Genomic DNA, 18994 nt, shown 5'->3' on the forward strand with positions numbered 1-18994 from the left:
AGGGGTGGGCGTGCCGGTCCTGCACAATGTCAAGCGAGGCGCGGCGGCGCGTGTTACACGGATTTATTCGGCCACCGGCGAGACCGTGAACCGCTCGAAATCGGCGTGGCCCCGCCCATCGGCCGTGCCATGACAGAAGACGCCGACCTTGGCGCCGATCCACTTTCCTTCTCGGGCGGCAAAAGCGTCGCCGAGGTCGGACCAGGATTCGTCGCCGCAACGGGCGCTGAAGCGACACCGGCCGCCGGCATCGACTTCGACGCCCAGCTCGACCGGCGTCGCGTCGTCCAGACGTACCAGGTCGTCGTCCGACTCGGCCGTGCCGCGATCGGCGTTGCGACACGCGCGGCGGACGACGCGGAGGCCTTCGGTCGACTTCTCGAGGCCGACGTACGCGTAATCGAGACCCATGATGAGCAGACCCGCTGTCTCGCCTGGGCGCATCGCCTGCGGGTCGATGACGCACGACGCCGTAAACTCCGGCGCCGGGAACTTTTGCAACAAGAGATGCGGCGCGTCCCAGAGGTTGCGATACCCCGCCGGCAGCTTGGCCGCCGTAAGCCGCAGCCACCCGGGCCGGGCCGTTAGCGACGCCCAATCCGCATGCGGGTTGGCGTGCCATTGCCACTGGAGGCCGAGTTCTTCGCGCTCAAAATCGTCGCTTGTCGCCGGGACTTTCACCGCTTCGCTTGCGACAGGTTTCTTGTGATGCAGCACGGGCTGACCTTCGCCATCCCCATCCGGGTCGTCGCCCATCACGGGCCAGTCATCGACCCAGCGCATCGGCTGCAAGTGAACGATGCGGCCGTAGGGCTGCTTCTCCTGAAAGTGCATAAACCAACTCGAACCGTCTGGCGCCTCGACCCACGCGCCTTGGTGCGGGCCGTTCACGTCGGTGTCGCCTTGCGCGAGCACGCGGCGGACCTCGTAAGGTCCGCGCACGTTCTTCGAACGCAGCACGATCTGCCAGCCCTCGGCAACGCCGCCCGCCGGGGCGAAGATGTAGTAATAGCCGTTCCGCTTATAGAACTTCGGGCCTTCAACGGTCGGATGCTCGGCGTGCCCGTCGAAGACGATCCAGCCCTTGTCGATCGCCTGCGTTCCCTCCTTGTTGAGTTCAACGACCGTCAGCAGGCTGTTGACGCCGGCGCGCGAGTGGGCGAACGCGTGCACCATGTAGACTCGGCCGTCGTCGTCCCACAGCGGGCAGGCGTCGATGTTGCCGCTGGCTTTCTTCACGAGGACGGGCTTCGACCATTCGCCGCCCGGGTCCTGCGTGCGGACCATGTAGATGCCGAGGTCGGGGTCGCCCCAGTAGATGTACCACCAACCGTCGTGATGGCGGAACGAGGGCGCCCAGACGCCATCGCCGTGCCGCGGGATGTCGAACGCGTCGCCGTCATAGAGCCGCGGCAGCGCGTGGTTCACGAGCTCCCAGTTCACGAGGTCGCGCGAGTGGAGGATCGGCAGCCCGGGCACGCAATTGAACGACGACGCCGTGAGGTAGTAATCGCCATCGGCGCCGGCCACGTCGGGGTCGCTGTAGTCGGCGTAGAGTACAGGGTTCTTGTAGCCGCCGTCGCCGTCGTCCGCGACCCACGGGGCCGGCGGATCGGCGCCGTAAGCGATACAAGTCCCGACAAGCAGCACCGCGGTTGGGAGACGTATCGGCATGAGGTGGAAGTGACGACGAGGGACGGGGGTCAAGTCGCTTCTATCCTACTTCGCCACGAAATCGTTATCCGGCGAGGCCGGGCCCGTCTTGAGACAGGCTAGTTTTCCACTGGCACAGCGGTCTCATCCATCGACTCGATTTCCGGCGCCACGGGCGCCTCGGCGGGGGGTGCGGCGGGTTGCCCCTGCGGCTCTCGGCGCGCCTTCAGGATGATCTTGTCATCGATGATCTCGAGCGACTCAAACTTCCGCAGCACCTCGGCGCTCTCCGGCTCTTCGTAGAACCCCTCGGCGAGATTCTCGCCCGCGAAGGCGTCGAGAAAAGCCTGCGGCAACGGGGCGCCGTTCACCTTCGCATCGGCAAGCGTGACGATCAGAACGCCCCCCTGCATCGAGACGTCGAAGTCAGCCGCCGCGTTGAGGTGCCGCCCGCCGCCGCCGGGGAACTGGTCCATCGGGAAGCTGACGTCGCCACCGACCCTGCCGTCTGCGATCCGCACGACGATGTGGCCCTTGAGCTGTTCGTCCTGCGCGATCATCGCGTTAATCTCTTTGGCCGTAACCTCAAGGTCCTGCGGCTCGCCCTTCTCGATGGACGCGTCGAACGCCTCGAAACGGGCTTCGAGGGCCTGCATCTCCTGCTCGGGCAGCTCGACGGCCACGATGTTGAGTGGCGCGTCGGCAGTGAACTTTTTGACGTAGTGCCTGACCGTAAAATACGCCGCCAGCGGGACGCCGATCAGCAGCACCAGGAACAGGATGACGAGCGTCAGGCAGCCCCAGAAGAAGCAGCCCCGGCCTTGACGACGGGGTTCACGGCCATCGGAAGGCGGCTGCTCGGTCGGAGGCTGTTGTTCGAAGCGGGGGTCGGTGACGGCGAAGGACATGGCTTGGTCTTCTATGGAAAGGCGAAGAGTTGCACAAAGGATAGCACAGCGACGCTTGTGTCTTAATCCAAGCGGCGCCATCCTACCCCGATGCCCGAAGCCGATTCCTATGTCCGTGACCGCCTCGCGGTAGTACGCACCAAGCTCGCCAACGAGCGGACGCTGCTGGCCTATCTACGCACGGCGTTGATGCTCATCGCCTCGGGCGTCACCCTCTGGCGATTCCATCCCACAGGCGACCTCGACCGCGCAATCGGCTGGGGCGCCATCGCGGCGGGAATCGTCGTGCTGGCGATCGGCGCGGCAAGGTTCTACCGCACGCACGGCGCCGTCGAGCAGACCCACGCCGACTAGCGGTCGCAAATGAGTTTTAAATTTTTAGAACCACGAAGGAACGAAGGAACAAAGGGTAGAGGAATACGTTGTCCCTTCGTTCCTTTGTGGTTCAACTGCTTTGCCCTGGGGCTGGGAATCCGGTGGACTCTGTCCTAGATTCGCGCCGTGAACACGCCTTCCCTTGCCGCTGAACGCGACGCCGCCATCGCTTGGCTGATGGGCCGAGTCAATTACGAGCGGGCCGCCGTTGTGCCGCCGGCCGAGGAGGCTTTCAAGCTCGACCGCATCCGCGAACTGCTGCGGCGGCTCGGCGACCCGCACACGGCCCTCAGGATCGTCCACGTTGCGGGGACCAAGGGCAAAGGCTCCACGTCGGCGATGATCGCCGCCGCCTGCGAAGCCGCCGGCCTGCGGACGGGCCTCTACACGTCGCCGCATCTTGAGAAGCTCGAAGAACGCTTCACTGTCGGCGGCCAACCCTGCACGGCGGCGGAGCTTGTCGCGCTCGTCGAACGGATTCGGCCGATCGCCGAGGCGATGCAGTGCGAACCCGTTGGGGGGCCGACGTTCTTCGACCTGACGACGGCGATGGCGCTTCAGCACTTCGCCGATCGTCGGACGGACGCGGTCGTGCTCGAGGTCGGTCTCGGCGGGCGGCTCGACTCCACGAACGTCGTCACGCCCGCCCTGTCGGTCATTACGAGCATCAGCCTCGAGCACACGGCCCTACTCGGAGCGACGCGCGACAAGATCGCTTACGAGAAGGCGGGCATCCTCAAACCGGGCGTCCCCGCGGTGAGTGGCGTCGCCGACGCCGAAGCGGGCGACGTCATCGAGCAGATTTCAGCGGAGCGAGGCTGTCCCTTCTGGCGCCGTGGGCGCGACTTTGACATTGAAACCGCTGAAAACGATTGGCGATTTACCCGCCGCTGCGAGAACGGTTCGAGCGAGGTGATCGAAGGCGTCATCCCCGCCCTGCCGGGTAGGGCTCAGACAGAGAACGCCAGTGTCGCACTCGCGGCGCTGGGCGTGCTTGCCGATCAGGGCTGGGCGCTGCCGATCGATGCGCGGCGACTCGGCATCAACACCGGACGACTACCGGCGCGGATGGAGCGCATAGCGGGCGATCCGCTCGTCATCATCGACGGAGCCCACAACGACGCGTCGGCTCGGGCGCTGGCCGAGGCGCTCGACGAACTCTGCCGCTTGGAAAGGGGTGGCGTAGCGCCGCGCGAGCAGCGGGTGCTAGTCGTCGCCATTAGCGACGACAAAGACAAGGCTGCGATAATCGAGCCGCTCGCGCGACGCTTTGGCCATTTCATCGCGACGCGGTTCATCGAGAACCCGCGCGCGGCCCAACCGGAAAAGGTCGCCGAGACGGCTCGGCGGCTTGTAGTTGAGGGAACGACGATCGAACTCGCCGACACGCCACAACTGGCGTGGGACGCCGCTCAGCGGCAAGCCGCCGACGTCGTCGTGTTCGCCGGGTCACTACTCTTTGCCGCCGAAGCCCGACGGCTGGTGCTCGCCGAGCGGGGCGCCCCGCTCAGCGGTCCGGCGTGACGCGTGGCGTCTGGGTCAGAGAACGCCACGAGTCAATTCTTTCACGATTCAACCGTTGTCGAGAAGGCAGACGCTGATCGCGCTGCACTCCCACGACTCGCGTCCTGGGCTCTCGATCAAGATTGAGGGGTCGCTGTCAAAAGCGGCGCGTGATTAGGTCGAGCGCCAGTTCGTCGTCGAGGGTTGAGTCGTCGTCGAACGTTGCCGACGGGGCGGGCGGCGCCATGCGGCGCTGGGCCTCCTCTTCGCGGACCTCCTGCTGGAGTTGCTCGACGAGCGAACGGATGTGCGGGTCGGCCCACGGCAACAAGTCGCTGGGGCGGAAACGGGGCTGCGTGCGTTGGGGCATGCCGAGAGTTTCGGCGTCTGCTAGCACAACAACGCAGCGAATCTTGCGGGCGGCAACCATCATGGACTTCCTTGCTATTCCGAATGAATGAGATGTTCAGATAAGGGACCGACGGGCGGCTCCGGCTCAAGCCCTGCTGGGGGCGGCGTTGAGCGGCGGCGAGCTTGCCGACGCGGCCTTGGCTAGCGGAGGCTCGTCCCACGAGCGTCGCCAACGCCAGACCCTAAAAGCACGACGCGTGCCAAACTCCTACCTACGAGGCGCTGCCCAAGAAACCCGCTGAAAACGCGGTGTTCGCAATGCCTGCAGGCGTTCACAAGGGAGCCGCCCGCTTGGTAATTCCTGCAAACGTGGTGCACGCCGCTGCAACTGGAACCACTACGGCCGCTCGCCCAACATCGCGTCGAGCCGTTCGACGGCCTTCGCTAGCGTCGGGTCTTTTACTAGGGGATCGCTTTCAGCGCTGCCGTCGCTAGCGGTTGTAGCACCTACAAGGTCGCGGTTGCGGCGCCATTCGTACCAGGCGATCCGCTCTTTGTCCGTCATCGGGACTTCCGCCCCTTCATCCGGTGAGACGCCCCAGGGCACGCTCTCCGGCGTGCCCGGGAGGCGGTGGATGTTGACGCCGCTGGGGCGCCAGAAGCTCGCCGTGGTGAGCTTGAGCATGCTGTGGCCGGGCTCCAGCTCGAGCATCTGTTGCACGGTTCCTTTGCCGTAGGAACGCTGGCCAACAACGACCGCCCGCCCGTGGTCCTGCAAGGCCGCGGCGACAATCTCGCTGGCGCTCGCCGTGTCGCCATCCACCAGGACCGCCAGCGGCAGGTCGAGGTAAGGCCCGTCGGCGCTCGTCGCGAACTCGCTCTGCACCTCGCCGTCACGGCCGCGGATCGTGACGACCCGCGACTCCTTCGGGAGAAATAGCTCGCAAACCCGCACCGCCGTATCGAGGGGGCCACCGGGGTTGCCGCGGAAGTCGAGCACCACCGCCTCGGCGCCGTCGTCGACAACTTGCTTCAAGGCGGCGGCCAGTTCGTCGGACGTGCGGTTGCCGAAGCTTGTGACCCGCAACAGCGCGACGCGGGGCTCGCTCTCGAGCTCGTAACGCCAGCCGCCGTCAGCGGTTGGGCGATCACCGATCACCGAGGGGACGCGGATCTCGGCCCGCACAAGTTGGAAGGTCTCCTCGGCGCCGCCCTCGTGCCGGACCGTCAATGACACCGGCGCGCCGACTTTGCCGCGCATCATGCCGACGACGTCTTGCAAGCCCAGGCCCTCGGTCGGTTTGCCATCGACGGTCAGGATTTGGTCCTTCACCCGGATCGGTGACGCGTAAGCCGGCGTGCCGGGCTGCGGCGGTTCGACGACGACAATCCGCGGCGGCGTCCCCTCAAAGCTCACCCGTACGCCAACACCGCCAAACTCCTGGCGGATGTCGGCCATGAAGGGCTCGGCCTTCCGCGGGTCGAGAAAGTCGGAGTGGACATCGCCTCTCTGCCGCAGCACGCCAACGATCCCCTGCATGGCGCCGGCGAAGAGCTCGCGGTCCGTCGGCTGCTCAAGCGCATAGTCGTCCACCAGCTCGTAGGCGTGGCCGACATACCGAGCGTAGGGGTTCCGCTCCGAACGCGTATAGCACAACAGGCCGATCGCGAGCGCTACGAAGAGCACCGTCAGGTTTCGTCGCGACATCCGGGGCGGCCGAGCGGGCGGTGAAGACTGGTCCGAGGGCAGTATCGCCCGCCGTCAGTCACTTTGCCACCGGCCCAGAGCCCTCAATCGAGAGGCAGCAGGCCTGCAGCCGAGGGGAGCCGAACCTCTCCTCAGTTCGCAGAGTCGCCTGCCTGCGACCGGCGGAACTTCTGCAGCTTCGACCGCAGGGCCGCATTCGCGGGCGTTAGCGGCTCGCTGGCAGCCTTCGGCGCTGTCCTCTGCGGGGCAGGCGTTTCCGCGAGCGCCTGTGGCGGCGTTTCGGGGACGTAAACGGGCTTAACCGGCTTCGGTGTCGGCGTGATGGACGAGCCCTCATCGTGAGGAAATACCCCCGGTGTCGCCGGCGCTTTCGGGGCGAAGAACCACCCCAGCGGCCCGCAGAGCAGCGCCGGCAGCATGATCAGATCGCCCACCAGGGCAATCGCCAGGATCGTGATCATCAGCGAGCCGAACTGCTGCGTCGGCGTGAACGTGCTGACGGCGAACACCGCCAAGCCCATGCCGCCGATGAGCGTTGTCTGCAGCATCGCCGTGGCGCAGCGGTCGAACGCCTGCTCCACGGCGGTCCGACGGTCGAGGCCCTCGCGGACGCCGCGGCCGAACCAAGTCAGGAAGTGGAGCGTGTCGTCCACCGCCACGCCCAACGCGACGCTGGCGGCCATCATGATGCCGATGTCGACCTTGATCCCCAGCCAACCGAGCGCGCCGAACACCACCACAATCGGGAAGACATTCGGCAGCATCGAGGCGATGCCCGCGGCGACTCCACGCAACACGAACATCATCACGATGGCGATAAGCACCGTCGCCGACAGGATGCTGTCCTTGAGGCTGGTGAGCAGTTCGCGTTGCGTCTTGTAAACCAGCGGCACGACACCCGTGTAGACGGCGGTCGCCTCGGCAGCGGGGATAGCCTCTGCGACCGCGGCCTCGGCGTCGAGCGTCGTCACCGCGACGCCTTCGAGTTCCTTCGCCAACGCCGGGTCCAGCGACACCACGGCGTCGAAACGCTGTGCCAACTGTTCACGGAGCTGCGCTTGCTTCGCCTCGTCGATGGCCTTGTACGACTCCAGTGGATAGACCGTGAAGGAACCGATCGCCGACTTCTGCAACAGCTCGGCAAGCCGCGATTCGGGCGTGCCGGGCTTCGGCAACCGGGGACTTTCGGGGTCGTTCGATGCCGTCAACAGACAGACGCGAGCGGTATCGAGGGGCTTGCCCCCCTCGCTCTCGGCATCGCCTTCGTTCAGTCGCCTGACCAACTCGTCACGCTGCTGATAGGCGTCGAGGACCGGCTCGACCTTCTCACGGAGGTTCTGGACGAACCGTCCGTAGTCCACGTCGCCTAGGGCCGTGACGCGCGCGCTGATCCGCCACAGCTCGCGGCCGGTTGTCTTGCCATCGATCGTTTCGGCGAGGAGGTACTCGTTCAGATCGCCGCGTGATTCCTCCAGCGCTTGACTGGTGGTGAACTCGATCGCCCGCCGCGTGGAGGCCGAGCCCCCGTCGTCGCGGGCCTGGGCGCCGAAGGTCGCCGCCGACAGCGCGCGGCTCACCTCGTCGAGCGACTCAACCTGGGCCTGGAGCTTGCGAGCGAGTTCGGCGCGCTCGAACATCGTCATCCGATACCGCGCGTCCTTTCCGTCGGCCTCGAGGTCGACTGCCTTTTCGTCGGGCGAACGAAGCTGGTTGTCGTCCAGGGCGACGATCACCTCCATCGGCACCAAGTTGCCGAGGTTCTCCTCCAGCCAAGCGTAGTCGTGGATCAGCCGGCAGTCCTCATCCAGCAGATTGAGCAGCTGCACCGATGTGCGGATCTTGGGCAGTCCCAACGCCAGCAGCCCCATTGCGGCTAGGCACAAGATGGAAGTCAGCGCGTATCGGCGGGTGACGAATCGAGCGAGCGGGGTGTGCCACGCCGGGCCGCGGTCCTTGTGGCCGGTGCGGTCTTCGACGACGCGGCGACTCGGCGGGAAGCGGTGCAAGAACACCGGCATGATCCCGTACAACAGCGCCACGGCGACCACCACGCCGATCGCCGTGAAGATGCCGAATTTCTGGATCGGGAGGATATCGCTGGCGGCGAGCGAGCCAAGACCGATGGCGGTGGTGAACGCCGCCAACAAACAGGGGCCCCAAGAGATGCGGACCGCGCGTTCCACCGCGCCGTTCTGTCCGTGCTCGATCCGTTCGTCCTTGTAGTAGTTGACGAAGTGGATCGCGCCCGACAGAGCGAGCACGTACACAACCGCGGGCATCGACATCAGGATGGCGTCGGCCGTTCCGAGCCGCGGCTGGCTCAGGCCCATCACGAACATCTCGACGCCGCCGAACCAGTACACGAGCGAGAGCCCCATGCCCGCGCTGGCGCCGGCGGTCCAGAAGACCATCGCCGTGAGCTTCTTGCTGCGGAAGCAGAGATAGGCCAGCGAGATGCCGACCAGGCCCGCCAAGCCGGCGAGGCGGAATAGGGTGCGTTCGCCCTCGATGTCGATCGTGATGTTATCGACGGGCGGGCCGCCCATGTGGATGTTGTCGAGCGGGACGCCACATTCTTTGTGGGCGATGTCCCGCACACGCTCCACGGCGCGCCGCATCTGCAGGTTGCTGCTGGTGAGCTGATCGTCCAGATACGCGAGCAGGCAAGTGACGCGTGACTCGTCACCGAGCGATTCGCCATCGGCGCCCACCTTTGGTGGGCCGACCAACGCGCCTTCGAGCCGTTCGATGGCGCCTGTGCGGCTCAGCGAAGCGGGCCCCGTGATCAGTTGCTCGATCGTCTCCGGCCCCGTCATCACGCGCGGGTACCAGCGCCAGCCCCCCTTCTTGTCGGTCTCGGCACGAAGCTTTTCCGCCAACAGGCGGAGCTTCTCGGGATTGCCGAGCGTACATCCATCCCAGCTGATGAGGACGAAAGACTCGTGGACGAAGTGGTCACGGAACCACGTCAGGTCGGCCGACTCGGCGTACGCGGCCGGCAGCCAGTCCTCGGCCTTGTTGGTGTTGCTCTCGAGAGCCTTGCGGGCGCCGCGCGGGATGAAGACCAGCGCGAAGGTGACCGCCAGGGCGATCCACAGATAGTGCGGCAAGCCCCAAGTGCGCCGCGAGAGGAAAGTTTCGCGGTCGGCGTTCTCGTTGGCAGCGTCCCCAGCAGGCGGCCCGCTCGTAGGATCGATGGGCTTGGACATGCTGACGGAGCCGAAAGAGCGTTGAATCGGGGCGAAAGACAGTGCGGCGGCTGCTCCGCAGCCCGGTCCAACTTAAGCCGCCCGACCGCCAGCGCCTACGCCAAGCGGACAGGGCGGGCCCCCCAAAGTTGGCCCGGGATCACGGAGCAGCCGCCGCCACCTCATTGAGAATCGCCTACCAGTAAAACTCCGTTCCCGCCGTCACGCCGCTGTAGAACGTATCGCCGGTGATATGCAGCTGGTTCGTGGCCGGGTTGAAGTCGATCTGGTTCGGGGCCAGCGCCAGGCCGGTCGCGTACATGAATTCCCAGCCGACCCGCAGCGAAAGGTTGGGCCGCAGGTGATACCGAGCCGTGACGCCGCCCTGCGTCAGGTAAGAGAGGCCGTTTTCGTGCAGGTCGCGGCCGAAGCTGTTCAGGGCGATGGACGCGTCGTCGGGGTCGCTGAAGGTGACGTTCGTGGTCGCCCGGGCGTCGTTCACCATGAAGCCATGCTTGGAGAAGATCGAGACGTTCCAGCGATCGGTCTCGTAAGTCAAGCCGCCGCCGAGTTGGAACCCGAATAGGTTGTTGCTCGTCTGGATGTTCATAGCGCCCGTCGTGTCGGTGATCTGCATGGGATCGTTGTTCTCGTAGAACGACGTGTTGCCGACACGGGTGAACGTGACCTCAGGCGCCTCGAGGACGATGCCCTGGGCGTTCCAGTCGAAACGCTCGCCCACATCGAAGTACCGCAGGCCTGCGAGGTAATCCCATGTAAAGCCGGGCTGCGCGCGGCGGACCCACTGTCCGGCGGGGTTCATCTCCATGCGGTCGCGACGCATCCGCTGGGCGAGGCTGTAGTTCCACTCCCAGCTTTGGAAGTCGCTGGAGTACTCCGTCTGCATCGCCCGAGCGCGGTCGAAGGAGGCGAACGAAGGGATGAAATCGACACGGGTGGGCCCCGATCCGTCGAGCGATGCGGGGATGTGCAAGCCACGCTGGTCACGGACTTGAACCGTGGGGGGAAGGGTGGCCTGCAGAGAGTTGCCGAAGATATCGTTCTGAATCTCGTACATGCCTTGCCCCCCTTCCGTCAGCTGCGCCTCCGAGCTGGTGAGCTCGTTCCATTCGGGACCGCCGAACACGACCATCTCAACGTTGTGGTCGCGGTTTGCGGTGTCGCGGAACAAGAACCGGCCCAGCGCCAGACGCCCCGCCCCGTCGTATCCAGGGCTGCTCTCGCTTAGCGAGTGCTCTTGGACCGGCACGGTCGAACGGAAGAGGAAGGCGTTGATCGAACCGACCGACTGATCAAACGCGTTGTCGAATTCTTGCACCAGGATAAAGCCGTTGCTGTCCCAGGTGCGTTGCATCACGACGGCGTCGACGTCGGCGTACCACAGGCCTCGGCGCAGCCAGCTGCCGCTGCTCTCGGTAGCGGCCGGCAATTGACCCATAAGCGCAAGGCCGTCGTACGGCGACTCGGCGATCGGCTGGAGGCCCTGCATCTCAGCGACGACGGTTTCCGGCGACGGCATCGCCTCGGCCGAGCCGATTCCGGCCGCGTCGACGCTGGCTTCCGCCGGATCGTACGTCGGCACGTCGGCCAGGGCAGGCAACGCCTGCGCCGAAGCCGCCGCGGCGAAGCCGCTCACGGCCGCTGCCACCAACATCCTGAGTACGGGATGAGCCACGGATGAGTCTCCTCAGTTCTTAGTCGGCGTAGGTATCGCCGACGCCTCGGTCCGCCTCGCGGCGTGGTTTGCCGCCCAAGGGCTCTCCGGCGCAGCCTAGCGCCGGCCCTTATCGGCCTCCTGCCCGCGGGGCGCCCCCCTACGGGTGACGACACTTCAGTCGCCTGTGACCAGTTAATCGACCCCGCACAACCAGCAATGCAGAAATTGCCGGCAAAATCCGCAGAAGACTTGCAATCGACAACATCCACCCAATCCGCGCAATCCGCCAGTGGCAAACCGGCTTCGCTCCAACCCCGGGGAGGAGGTCGGACGGTTGGTGCTAGCCGTTACGCCGCTAGAATGGTGTCCTGGCCCTTCTCGAGAGGCCCTTACGAATCAACACCAGCCCAGCCCCCGACGTTAGTCATGGCGGTCGATCCCTACGCCCCGTGCCCCTGCGGTAGCGGCAAGAAACTCAAGTTCTGCTGCTCCGACCTGCTGGGCGAGATCGAGAAAGTGCAGCGCATGCTCGAAGGGGACCAGCCACGGGCGGCGCTGGCGCACCTTGAGAAGACGCTCGCCAAGACGCCCGGCCGGGCGTCGCTTCTGGACCTCAAGGCGTCGATCGAGCTGTCACTCGGCGACCTGGAGCGAGCCCAGCAGACGGTCCAGCAGCACCTCGCCGCCGACCCCACCAACCCCAGCGCCCACGCCCAGGCGGCGATTCTTGCCGCTAGCTTTGAGCCCGGACCGGAAGAGCTAGCCGGCGGCGCTGCGCCGTCGAGCCGCCAGGCCGTCATGCACCTGCAAGACGCCATGGAGCTGGTCTCCGACTCGATCCCCGCGCGCGTCCTGCAAGCGATCGGCGCGGTGGGGCAAGCCTTGCTAGCGGACGGCGACCTCATCGCCGCCCGTGCGCACCTCTGGCTCTATCAGGGCGTCGCGGGCGAACAAGACACGCGGGCGATGGAGCTGCTGATGCGGCTCAACCGCGCGCCGGAGCTGCCGCTGCTGCTACGCGACAACCTGTTCCTCCGCGAGGCGCCTGCAGGCCACGCCGTCGAAGCCGAGCACGACGAGGCCCAACTGCTAGCAAGCCGTGGCCAGTGGCGCCGCGCCGAAGCCCTGCTAGAGAAACTCTGCGAGAACCACCCCGATCTGGACGTGCTACCGTACAACGCGGCAGTCGTGTCGGGTTGGATCGGCGACCAGACGAAGTTCGTCGCTGGGCTGCGCAAGTTCGCCCAACTCGTGACCGACCAGTCCCAGGATGGCCTCCCGGACGACGCCGTCGAATCCGAAGCGATCGCCCAACTCCTCGACGCTAGCAACCGTGAAGAGGGTGTCGATGTCGTCCGGCTCATTTACTCGGTCGCCGATGAAGAGACCCTCGTCGACAAGCTGACTCGCTCCAAGCGGACGTCCGCTTACAAGCTCAGCGACTCCGAGCTGCACGCGATCGAGGGCCTGCCGCCGCGGCACACGTTCCTGCTGCTCGACCGCGACCTACCCGAGACCGGCGTCGGCGCCACCGCCGAGACGACGCCGCGCATCGTCGGCGTGCTGTCGTATTACGGCCGGCAGACCGACAAGCCCGAGCGGCTCGAACTCGTCCTTGACCGCGACGAACAGTTCGACGCAACGCTCGGTGTGCTTGCGGCCCAACTGGGCGACGCCATCGGCGAGAAGACTGATGAACAAGTCGCCGGCCGCGGCGCCGGGGCGCCGTCGATGCGGTCGCGCTGGCGCTTCCCGGACGACACACCGGTCGCCGATCGGCGTCGCGTCGTCGCCGACGAACAGCGTCGCGTGCTGCTCGAAGAGTGGCCCGATAAGCCGCTGGCGAAACTCACCGGCAAATCGCCCGCCCAAGCCGCTGCCGACCCCGCCCTGAAGACAGCCGTCACTGCGGCGCTGATGGTGTTGGAGCAAACGTCCGCTGCCTCGGTCGAGGCTGGGGTCTTCACCGAACTGCGGACCAAGCTCGGCCTGCCGACCCCTGAGGCAATCGACCCCAAGCTAGTCGACCTCGAGACGATCCCGCTGTCGCGCGTCACGCGGGTCGATCTTACGAAGGCGACCGACGACGACATCTTTTCGCTCTACAAGCGGACCGAGCTTGCCGGCGCCACCGAAGTCGCCCGACTTGTCGCCAAGGAAGCGGTCGGGCGACCCGGCCTCGCCGAGGACCTTCCGCCCGAGGACCTCTATGGCCGACTCGCGGCGCTCGAGCCCGAGCTCGACGACGCGCTGGCGTGGATCGAGCGTGGTCGGCAAGCCGCCGATGGGACGGGTAAAAGCAATGCGGGCTGGGACCTCGCCGAGTTGGAACTGCGTGTCGTCGAGGGCCAGTTCGAAGAGGCCAACCGCATCGTCGGCCACCTGCGCGACGAGCACCTCAAAGAGAAGGGCATCGCCGAGCGGCTCTACGAGTTGCTCTACGCCCTCGGCGCCGTTCCGTCTGCCGAAGAGATGGCTCGCATGCAAGGCGATGGCATGAGTCCCGAGCCGGCAATGTCAGACGCGCCGGCCGGCGGCTCCAAACTCTGGACCCCCGGCAGCGACGAACCCGCCACCGGCGGCGGCTCCAAGATCTGGACGCCCTCCTAGGAAAACGATTCACCGCCAAGACGCCAGGGGCGCCAGGGATCGCCAAGAGAGTTTTGGCAGGATCAACAGGATGGACGGGATTTCTGGTCCTCCTATTGATCCTGTGTATCCCGTCTCAATGACTTTCTGTTTCTTTCCTGGCGATCCTTGGCGCTCCTGGCGTCTTGGCGGTTCCCCTTCATGAGCCCTGAGCAAGTAGACGATGTCGCCGCAATGCGCCGGGCTTTGCAGCTTGCCGCGCGCGGGGAGGGCTTAGTTGAGCCGAACCCGATGGTCGGCTGCGTCGTCGTTCTTGACGGCGCGATCGTTGGCGAAGGTTTTCATCAGCGATTTGGCGGTCCGCACGCCGAGGTCAACGCCTTGAAGGCAGCCGGCGATCGGGCGAAGGGCGCGAAACTCTTCGTCACGCTCGAGCCCTGCTGCCACACAGGCAAGACGCCGCCGTGCGTTGAGGCGGTGCTCGCCGCTGGCGTGAAGCGGGTCGTCATCGCGATGCGCGATCCGTTCCCGAAGGTCGATGGCGGCGGCATCCGCGCGCTCGAAGCGGCGGGCGTCGAGTGCGTTGTCGGCGTGCTCGAAGACGACGCGCGGCGACTCGTGGCGCCGTACCTCAAGCTCCTCGAGACGGGCCGGCCGTGGGTGATCGCCAAGTGGGCGATGACGCTCGACGGCAAGATCGCCACTAGCACGCTCGACAGCCAGTGGATCAGCAACGAAGCGTCACGGGCCCGCGTCCACCGACTACGCGGTCGCGTTGACGCCGTCATCGTCGGCGCCCGAACACTCGTCGCCGACGACCCGCTGCTAACCGCCCGTCCCACCGGACCGCGGACGCCGCTGCGTATCGTGATCGCCGGTGACAAACCGCTGCCCATCGATCGCAAGCTTTGGAACACCCCCGACGATGGCGCCGTGCTCGTTGCGGTCGGAGAAGGCTATCCCGCCGCCGATGCGCAGCAACTACGCGACCGCGGCGTCGAAGTCCTCACCGCAACGCCCCCGCAACTTCTCGACGAACTCGGCCGCCGCCGACTAACGAACGTCCTCGTCGAAGGCGGCGGCAAACTGCTCGGCCAATTCTTCGATCAGCAACTCATCGACGAATCCTGGGCGTTCGTCGCCCCCAAGCTCATCGGCGGAACGGGTCCCGGACCCATCGGCGGCGAAGGCGTCGCCTTCATGCGTGACGCCCTGACATTCACCGAAGTCACCCACGAATCAATCGACGGCGACCTTCTCATCCGCGGTCGTACAAAGCTGGAACCGCGAATGGACGCGAATCATCGCGAATAGTTTTATTCATTCGCGTCAATTCGCGTGGATTCGCGGTTCCAGCTTCTAAGAAACCAGCTCCATCGTCGCCCAGCAACTCGGGTCCTCATCGAACGGCATCGACGGCCCGTTCGAAAACGTCTGCAAACCGAGCTCGCGATCGACCACCGCGTAGTTGAAGCCGAGCTTCGTTTGCTGCGTCGGGTCGTAGCCTGTCATCGCCACCGCGGGGATGAACGCGGCCAAGCGGTAGCCGGTCTTCGTCACCTTCGCAACGACTTGTAGCTCGCGCGGCCGCACGGGGCGGGCGTTTTCTCGCGCGCGGTTGATCAGCAGTTGGTCGGCGAGCGGCTGGGTGTCACCGCTGCCGCCGCCCATCGGCGTGAAGATGAAACGGTTGCAGAACTTCGACGCGCGGTGGATGTTGTGCGTCGCCCGCGTATCGACCCAGATATGCAAGCCGTCCGACTCGTCGAGCCTCGTCTCTCGGCACCACACCGGCTGCTGCTTGCAGTCGATGTCGATCCAAAACGCCAACCCCTCCGGCGCCCAAGCCATGCGGACGTCGGCGAACCTCCGCTCGCTGCCGGGCGTCTCTCGGTCGAGCCCCGCCAGGTCGGGCAACCGATAGTCCTCGCCCAGAGCGATGCCTTTGGGCGACCAGATCGGCGTCTGTCGCTTCACCGGGACCGCGAACTGGAACAGGAACCGCGGCGCCAGCAGCGTGTTGAGTTGGTTCGGTGCGGAGGACACGGGCGAAGGCGGAAGGTCGAAGGGGGAAGGCGGAACGAACGGCGGCGAGCCGGCGACGTTAGTCGTCGGTGGTCTTCCACTTTACCCTTCTTCCGACGAAGAGAAACCGCCAAGACGCCAGGAGTGCCTAGGATCGCCAAGAACCGACAGAAGTTTTTGACAGGATCAACAGGATGATCAGAAATCCTGTCGATCCTGTTCATCCTGTCTAAAAAATTCCTGGCGAACCTTGGCGCTCCTGGCGTCTTGGAGGTTCCCGTCCCCCCGCCGCCCGAAATCGCTATGATGCAGGGCTTCGCCGCGGTTTACGGACATCCGCGGTCGCCACAGCGCCCCCTCCGTAACGGGGCGCACTTGCCGAACTCACTAGGACGATACGTCGCCGCCATGCTCACGGTCCAACTCCCCGACGGAAGCAGCCGCCCCTTCGAAACCGCCGTCACGTGCCGCGAGGTCGCCGAGGCGATCGGCCCCGGCCTCGCCAAGGCCGCCATCGCCGCCGAGATCGACGGCGTCCAGCGTGATCTCACCTACGAGCTCCCCGCCACGGGCGAGGTGAAGCTCCGCTTCCTCACCAAGCGCGACGCCGAAGCCCTCGCCATCATGCGGCACTCGTGCGCGCACGTCATGGCGCAGGCCGTCATGCGGCTCTACAAAGACGTCCAGCTGGCGTTCGGCCCCACCACCAGCACGGGCTTCTACTACGACATGCTGCTGCCGCAGCCGCTCACCGAAGACGACTTCCCGAAGATCGAAGCCGAGATGAAGGCGATCGTCAAAGAAGACCTCGCCTTCGAGCGGATGGACAAGCCGCGCGCCGAGTCGTTGCAATTGTGCGAAGAGCTCGGCCAGCGCTTCAAGGTCGAGCACGTCGAGACGGGCCTCGGCGAAGAGGCGGAGCTGTCGTTCTACCGCCAGGGCGAGTTCATCGACCTCTGCCGCGGCGTCCACATTCCCTCAACCTCGCACATCGGCAAGGCGTTCAAGCTGCTCAACGTCGCCGGAGCCTACTGGAAGGGAGACGCCTCGCGCGACCAGCTCCAACGCCTCTACGCGACGGCGTTCTTCGACAAGGCCGAACTCGACGCCCACCTAAAGCAGGTCGAAGAGGCCAAGAAGCGCGACCACCGCGTCCTCGGCAAGCAGCTCGAGCTGTTCACGATCGACAACAAGGTCGGTTCGGGCCTGATCCTCTGGCTCCCCAAGGGCGCCGTCATCCGGCAGACCCTCGAGGCGATGATCCGCGAAGAACTGCGATCGCGCGGTTACGAAGTGGTCTACACGCCGCACGTCGGCCGCGTCGAGCTTTACGAGACCTCGGGCCACTTCCCTTACTACCGGGAGAGCCAATTCCCGGTGCTGTGCGAGCACAACGCGGGGCAGCTCGTTGACATCCTCGTCGAGCGTCTCAAAGCGGGCGAGATCACCGACGACGAAGAGGCGAAGCTGCTCGACGCCGCGCGGTTGCTCGGCTTCGACGGCGAAGTCGATCCCAAGAAACCGCCGGCCGAGCGCGCCGCCGCGCTCGACGTGTGGGCGCACAAGCATGAGCGCTACCTGCTCAAGCCGATGAACTGCCCGCACCACATCATGATTTACAAGTCGAAGCCCCGTTCGTACCGCGACCTGCCGGTGCGGCTCGCGGAGTTCGGCACCGTCTATCGCTACGAGCAGTCGGGCGAGCTGGGCGGCATGACCCGCGTCCGTGGTTTCACGCAAGACGACGCCCACCTCTTCTGCACGCCCGAACAAGTCGCCGACGAGTTCCGCGCGTGCCTCGAGATGACGCAGGCCGTGCTCAAGTCGCTCGGCATGAACAACTACCGCGTCCGCCTCGGCTTCCGCGACCCCGACAGCAGCAAGTACGTCGGCAACGAAGAGCTGTGGGATCGGGCCGAGTCCGAGCTGCGCAGCGTCTGCGAGTCGATGGACCTGCCGGGCCTGTCGATCGAGCCGGGCGAGGCGGCGTTCTACGGCCCGAAGGCCGACTTCGTCGTCACCGACTGCATCGGCCGCGAGTGGCAACTGGGCACCGTGCAGCTCGACTACAACCTGCCGAGCGAGGGCCGCTTCGCGCTGGAGTACATCGGCGCCGACAACAAGCCGCACCGCCCGGTGATGATCCACCGCGCGCCGCTAGGCTCGCTCGAGCGATTCGTCGGCGTGATCATCGAGCACTTCGCCGGCGCCTTCCCGCTCTGGCTGGCGCCGGTGCAAGCCCGCGTGCTCACCGTCAGCGAGAAGTCCGAAGAGTACGGCCGCGAAGTCGAAGCGAAGCTCCGCGCCGCGGGCCTGCGCGTCGAAGGCGACTACCGCGGCTCCAAGCTCGGCGCCAAGATCCGCGAGGGCCAGCTCGAACTCGTGCCGTACCTCGTCGTCGTCGGCGAACAAGACCGCGACAACGGCACGGTCGCCCTGCGCGACCGCATCGAAGGCGACCTGGGCTCGTGCTCACTCGCCGACGCGATCGCCCGCCTCACTGAAGAGGTCGACGACAAACGCGTACGCCAGGTCGCGGAAGCGCCGGCGGCGGACTTGTCGGCGAAGGCGGTGGGGAATGAGTATTGAGGATCACGAACCAAATGCGTTTCGCCAAGGACGGTTTATTGCAACACTTGCATGCGCTGCATTGCTTAGCGTGCCAATAACAAGTTGCTTGTTCATGGCATACTATCAGCGACCGTTTGATGGAAAGAATCTACTGGGGCTTGCCTTAGGCATCACCCTGACAGGGCTGATGTGCTTTGGCGTATGGAATCGTTCCAGCATTGTGCGATGGGTGGTTGTATGCTTCGGGACGCTCATCGCTTGCCTGCTTACTTCCACATGGTGGCAAGGCCAATGGCCTGAAGATCCCATTGAGATCGGGAGGGGTATGCACATCCTTCTAAGCGGTGCTACTGCTGCGATTGGTCAGTTGTTCCCTAGAAGCGTCCGAAGGTTCTACTCGTCGGGTGGCTGGCGTTGGTAGCGCGACGGGTGGCGGGGGCGCTCC

12 protein-coding genes are annotated in these 18994 nt (G+C 65.6%); 5 read left to right on the forward strand and 7 right to left on the reverse strand.

Going from position 1 to position 18994, the window contains the following annotated elements; all coding sequences use genetic code 11:
• Positions 1-63: 63 nt before the first annotated feature.
• Both Spa11_RS22190 and Spa11_RS22195 read right to left on the reverse strand, forming a co-directional pair.
• Entirely contained in the window at positions 64-1674 is a 1611-nt protein-coding gene (locus tag Spa11_RS22190) for a glycoside hydrolase family 43 protein (RefSeq protein WP_145116774.1), read from the reverse strand.
• A gap of 98 nt (positions 1675-1772) precedes the next feature.
• The gene (locus Spa11_RS22195; protein ID WP_145116775.1) at positions 1773-2561 is read right to left on the reverse strand and encodes a hypothetical protein; all 789 of its coding nucleotides are present in this window, start codon (positions 2559-2561) and stop codon (positions 1773-1775) included.
• 90 nt (positions 2562-2651) lie between these two features.
• Here Spa11_RS22195 and Spa11_RS22200 point away from each other — a divergent pair, with 90 nt between their 5' ends.
• Positions 2652-2915 (forward strand): DUF202 domain-containing protein, encoded by a 264-nt coding sequence (locus tag Spa11_RS22200; RefSeq protein ID WP_145116776.1) that lies wholly within the window; start codon positions 2652-2654, stop codon positions 2913-2915.
• A 147-nt stretch (positions 2916-3062) separates the two neighbouring features.
• Positions 3063-4460, forward strand: a complete 1398-nt coding sequence (locus Spa11_RS22205; protein ID WP_145116777.1) for a bifunctional folylpolyglutamate synthase/dihydrofolate synthase — start codon at positions 3063-3065, stop codon at positions 4458-4460.
• Positions 4461-4596: 136 nt separating this feature from the next.
• Here Spa11_RS22205 and Spa11_RS22210 read toward each other — a convergent pair whose 3' ends face one another.
• The 4 genes from Spa11_RS22210 to Spa11_RS22225 all read right to left on the reverse strand — a co-directional run bounded on the left by Spa11_RS22210 (position 4597) and on the right by Spa11_RS22225 (position 11382).
• On the reverse strand, positions 4597-4872 hold the full coding sequence (locus Spa11_RS22210) for a hypothetical protein (protein WP_145116778.1): 276 nt from the start codon (positions 4870-4872) through the stop codon (positions 4597-4599).
• 315 nt (positions 4873-5187) lie between these two features.
• Complete coding sequence (locus Spa11_RS22215; protein WP_145116779.1) at positions 5188-6498, reverse strand: S41 family peptidase; 1311 nt, start codon at positions 6496-6498, stop codon at positions 5188-5190.
• Between the two features lie 131 nt (positions 6499-6629).
• Positions 6630-9707, reverse strand: coding sequence for an efflux RND transporter permease subunit (locus Spa11_RS23415; protein ID WP_231933081.1), 3078 nt, complete (start codon positions 9705-9707; stop codon positions 6630-6632).
• Between the two features lie 175 nt (positions 9708-9882).
• Entirely contained in the window at positions 9883-11382 is a 1500-nt protein-coding gene (locus Spa11_RS22225; RefSeq protein WP_145116780.1) for a BBP7 family outer membrane beta-barrel protein, read from the reverse strand.
• Positions 11383-11790: 408 nt separating this feature from the next.
• Here Spa11_RS22225 and Spa11_RS22230 point away from each other — a divergent pair, with 408 nt between their 5' ends.
• Together Spa11_RS22230 and ribD are read left to right on the forward strand one after the other, a co-directional pair.
• A complete protein-coding gene (locus Spa11_RS22230; protein ID WP_145116781.1) occupies positions 11791-13974 on the forward strand; it encodes an SEC-C domain-containing protein in 2184 nt (727 codons plus the stop codon).
• Between the two features lie 180 nt (positions 13975-14154).
• Entirely contained in the window at positions 14155-15267 is a 1113-nt protein-coding gene (ribD, locus tag Spa11_RS22235; RefSeq protein ID WP_197529592.1) for a bifunctional diaminohydroxyphosphoribosylaminopyrimidine deaminase/5-amino-6-(5-phosphoribosylamino)uracil reductase RibD, read from the forward strand.
• 45 nt (positions 15268-15312) lie between these two features.
• Here ribD and Spa11_RS22240 read toward each other — a convergent pair whose 3' ends face one another.
• The gene (locus Spa11_RS22240) at positions 15313-15999 is read right to left on the reverse strand and encodes a DOMON domain-containing protein (RefSeq protein WP_145116782.1); all 687 of its coding nucleotides are present in this window, start codon (positions 15997-15999) and stop codon (positions 15313-15315) included.
• A 387-nt stretch (positions 16000-16386) separates the two neighbouring features.
• Between Spa11_RS22240 and thrS the strand changes: the two genes are divergently transcribed.
• Complete coding sequence (gene thrS / locus Spa11_RS22245) at positions 16387-18567, forward strand: threonine--tRNA ligase (RefSeq protein WP_145116783.1); 2181 nt, start codon at positions 16387-16389, stop codon at positions 18565-18567.
• Positions 18568-18994 lie beyond the last annotated feature (427 nt).

The organism is Botrimarina mediterranea (assembly GCF_007753265.1).
In the GTDB taxonomy this organism is placed as follows: Bacteria; Planctomycetota; Planctomycetia; order Pirellulales; family Lacipirellulaceae; genus Botrimarina; species Botrimarina mediterranea.

Bases quoted from the DNA above. Each gene is read 5' to 3' on its own strand.
- ribD (WP_197529592.1), top strand. From the start codon at position 14,155: ATGAGCCCTGAGCAAGTAGACGATGTCGCCGCAATGCGCCGGGCTTTG.
- Spa11_RS22195 (WP_145116775.1), bottom strand. From the start codon at position 2,561: ATGTCCTTCGCCGTCACCGACCCCCGCTTCGAACAACAGCCTCCGACC.
- Spa11_RS23415 (WP_231933081.1), bottom strand. From the start codon at position 9,707: ATGTCCAAGCCCATCGATCCTACGAGCGGGCCGCCTGCTGGGGACGCT.
- Spa11_RS22215 (WP_145116779.1), bottom strand. From the start codon at position 6,498: ATGTCGCGACGAAACCTGACGGTGCTCTTCGTAGCGCTCGCGATCGGC.
- Spa11_RS22190 (WP_145116774.1), bottom strand. From the start codon at position 1,674: ATGCCGATACGTCTCCCAACCGCGGTGCTGCTTGTCGGGACTTGTATC.
- Spa11_RS22210 (WP_145116778.1), bottom strand. From the start codon at position 4,872: ATGATGGTTGCCGCCCGCAAGATTCGCTGCGTTGTTGTGCTAGCAGAC.
- Spa11_RS22200 (WP_145116776.1), top strand. From the start codon at position 2,652: ATGCCCGAAGCCGATTCCTATGTCCGTGACCGCCTCGCGGTAGTACGC.
- Spa11_RS22230 (WP_145116781.1), top strand. From the start codon at position 11,791: ATGGCGGTCGATCCCTACGCCCCGTGCCCCTGCGGTAGCGGCAAGAAA.
- thrS (WP_145116783.1), top strand. From the start codon at position 16,387: ATGCTCACGGTCCAACTCCCCGACGGAAGCAGCCGCCCCTTCGAAACC.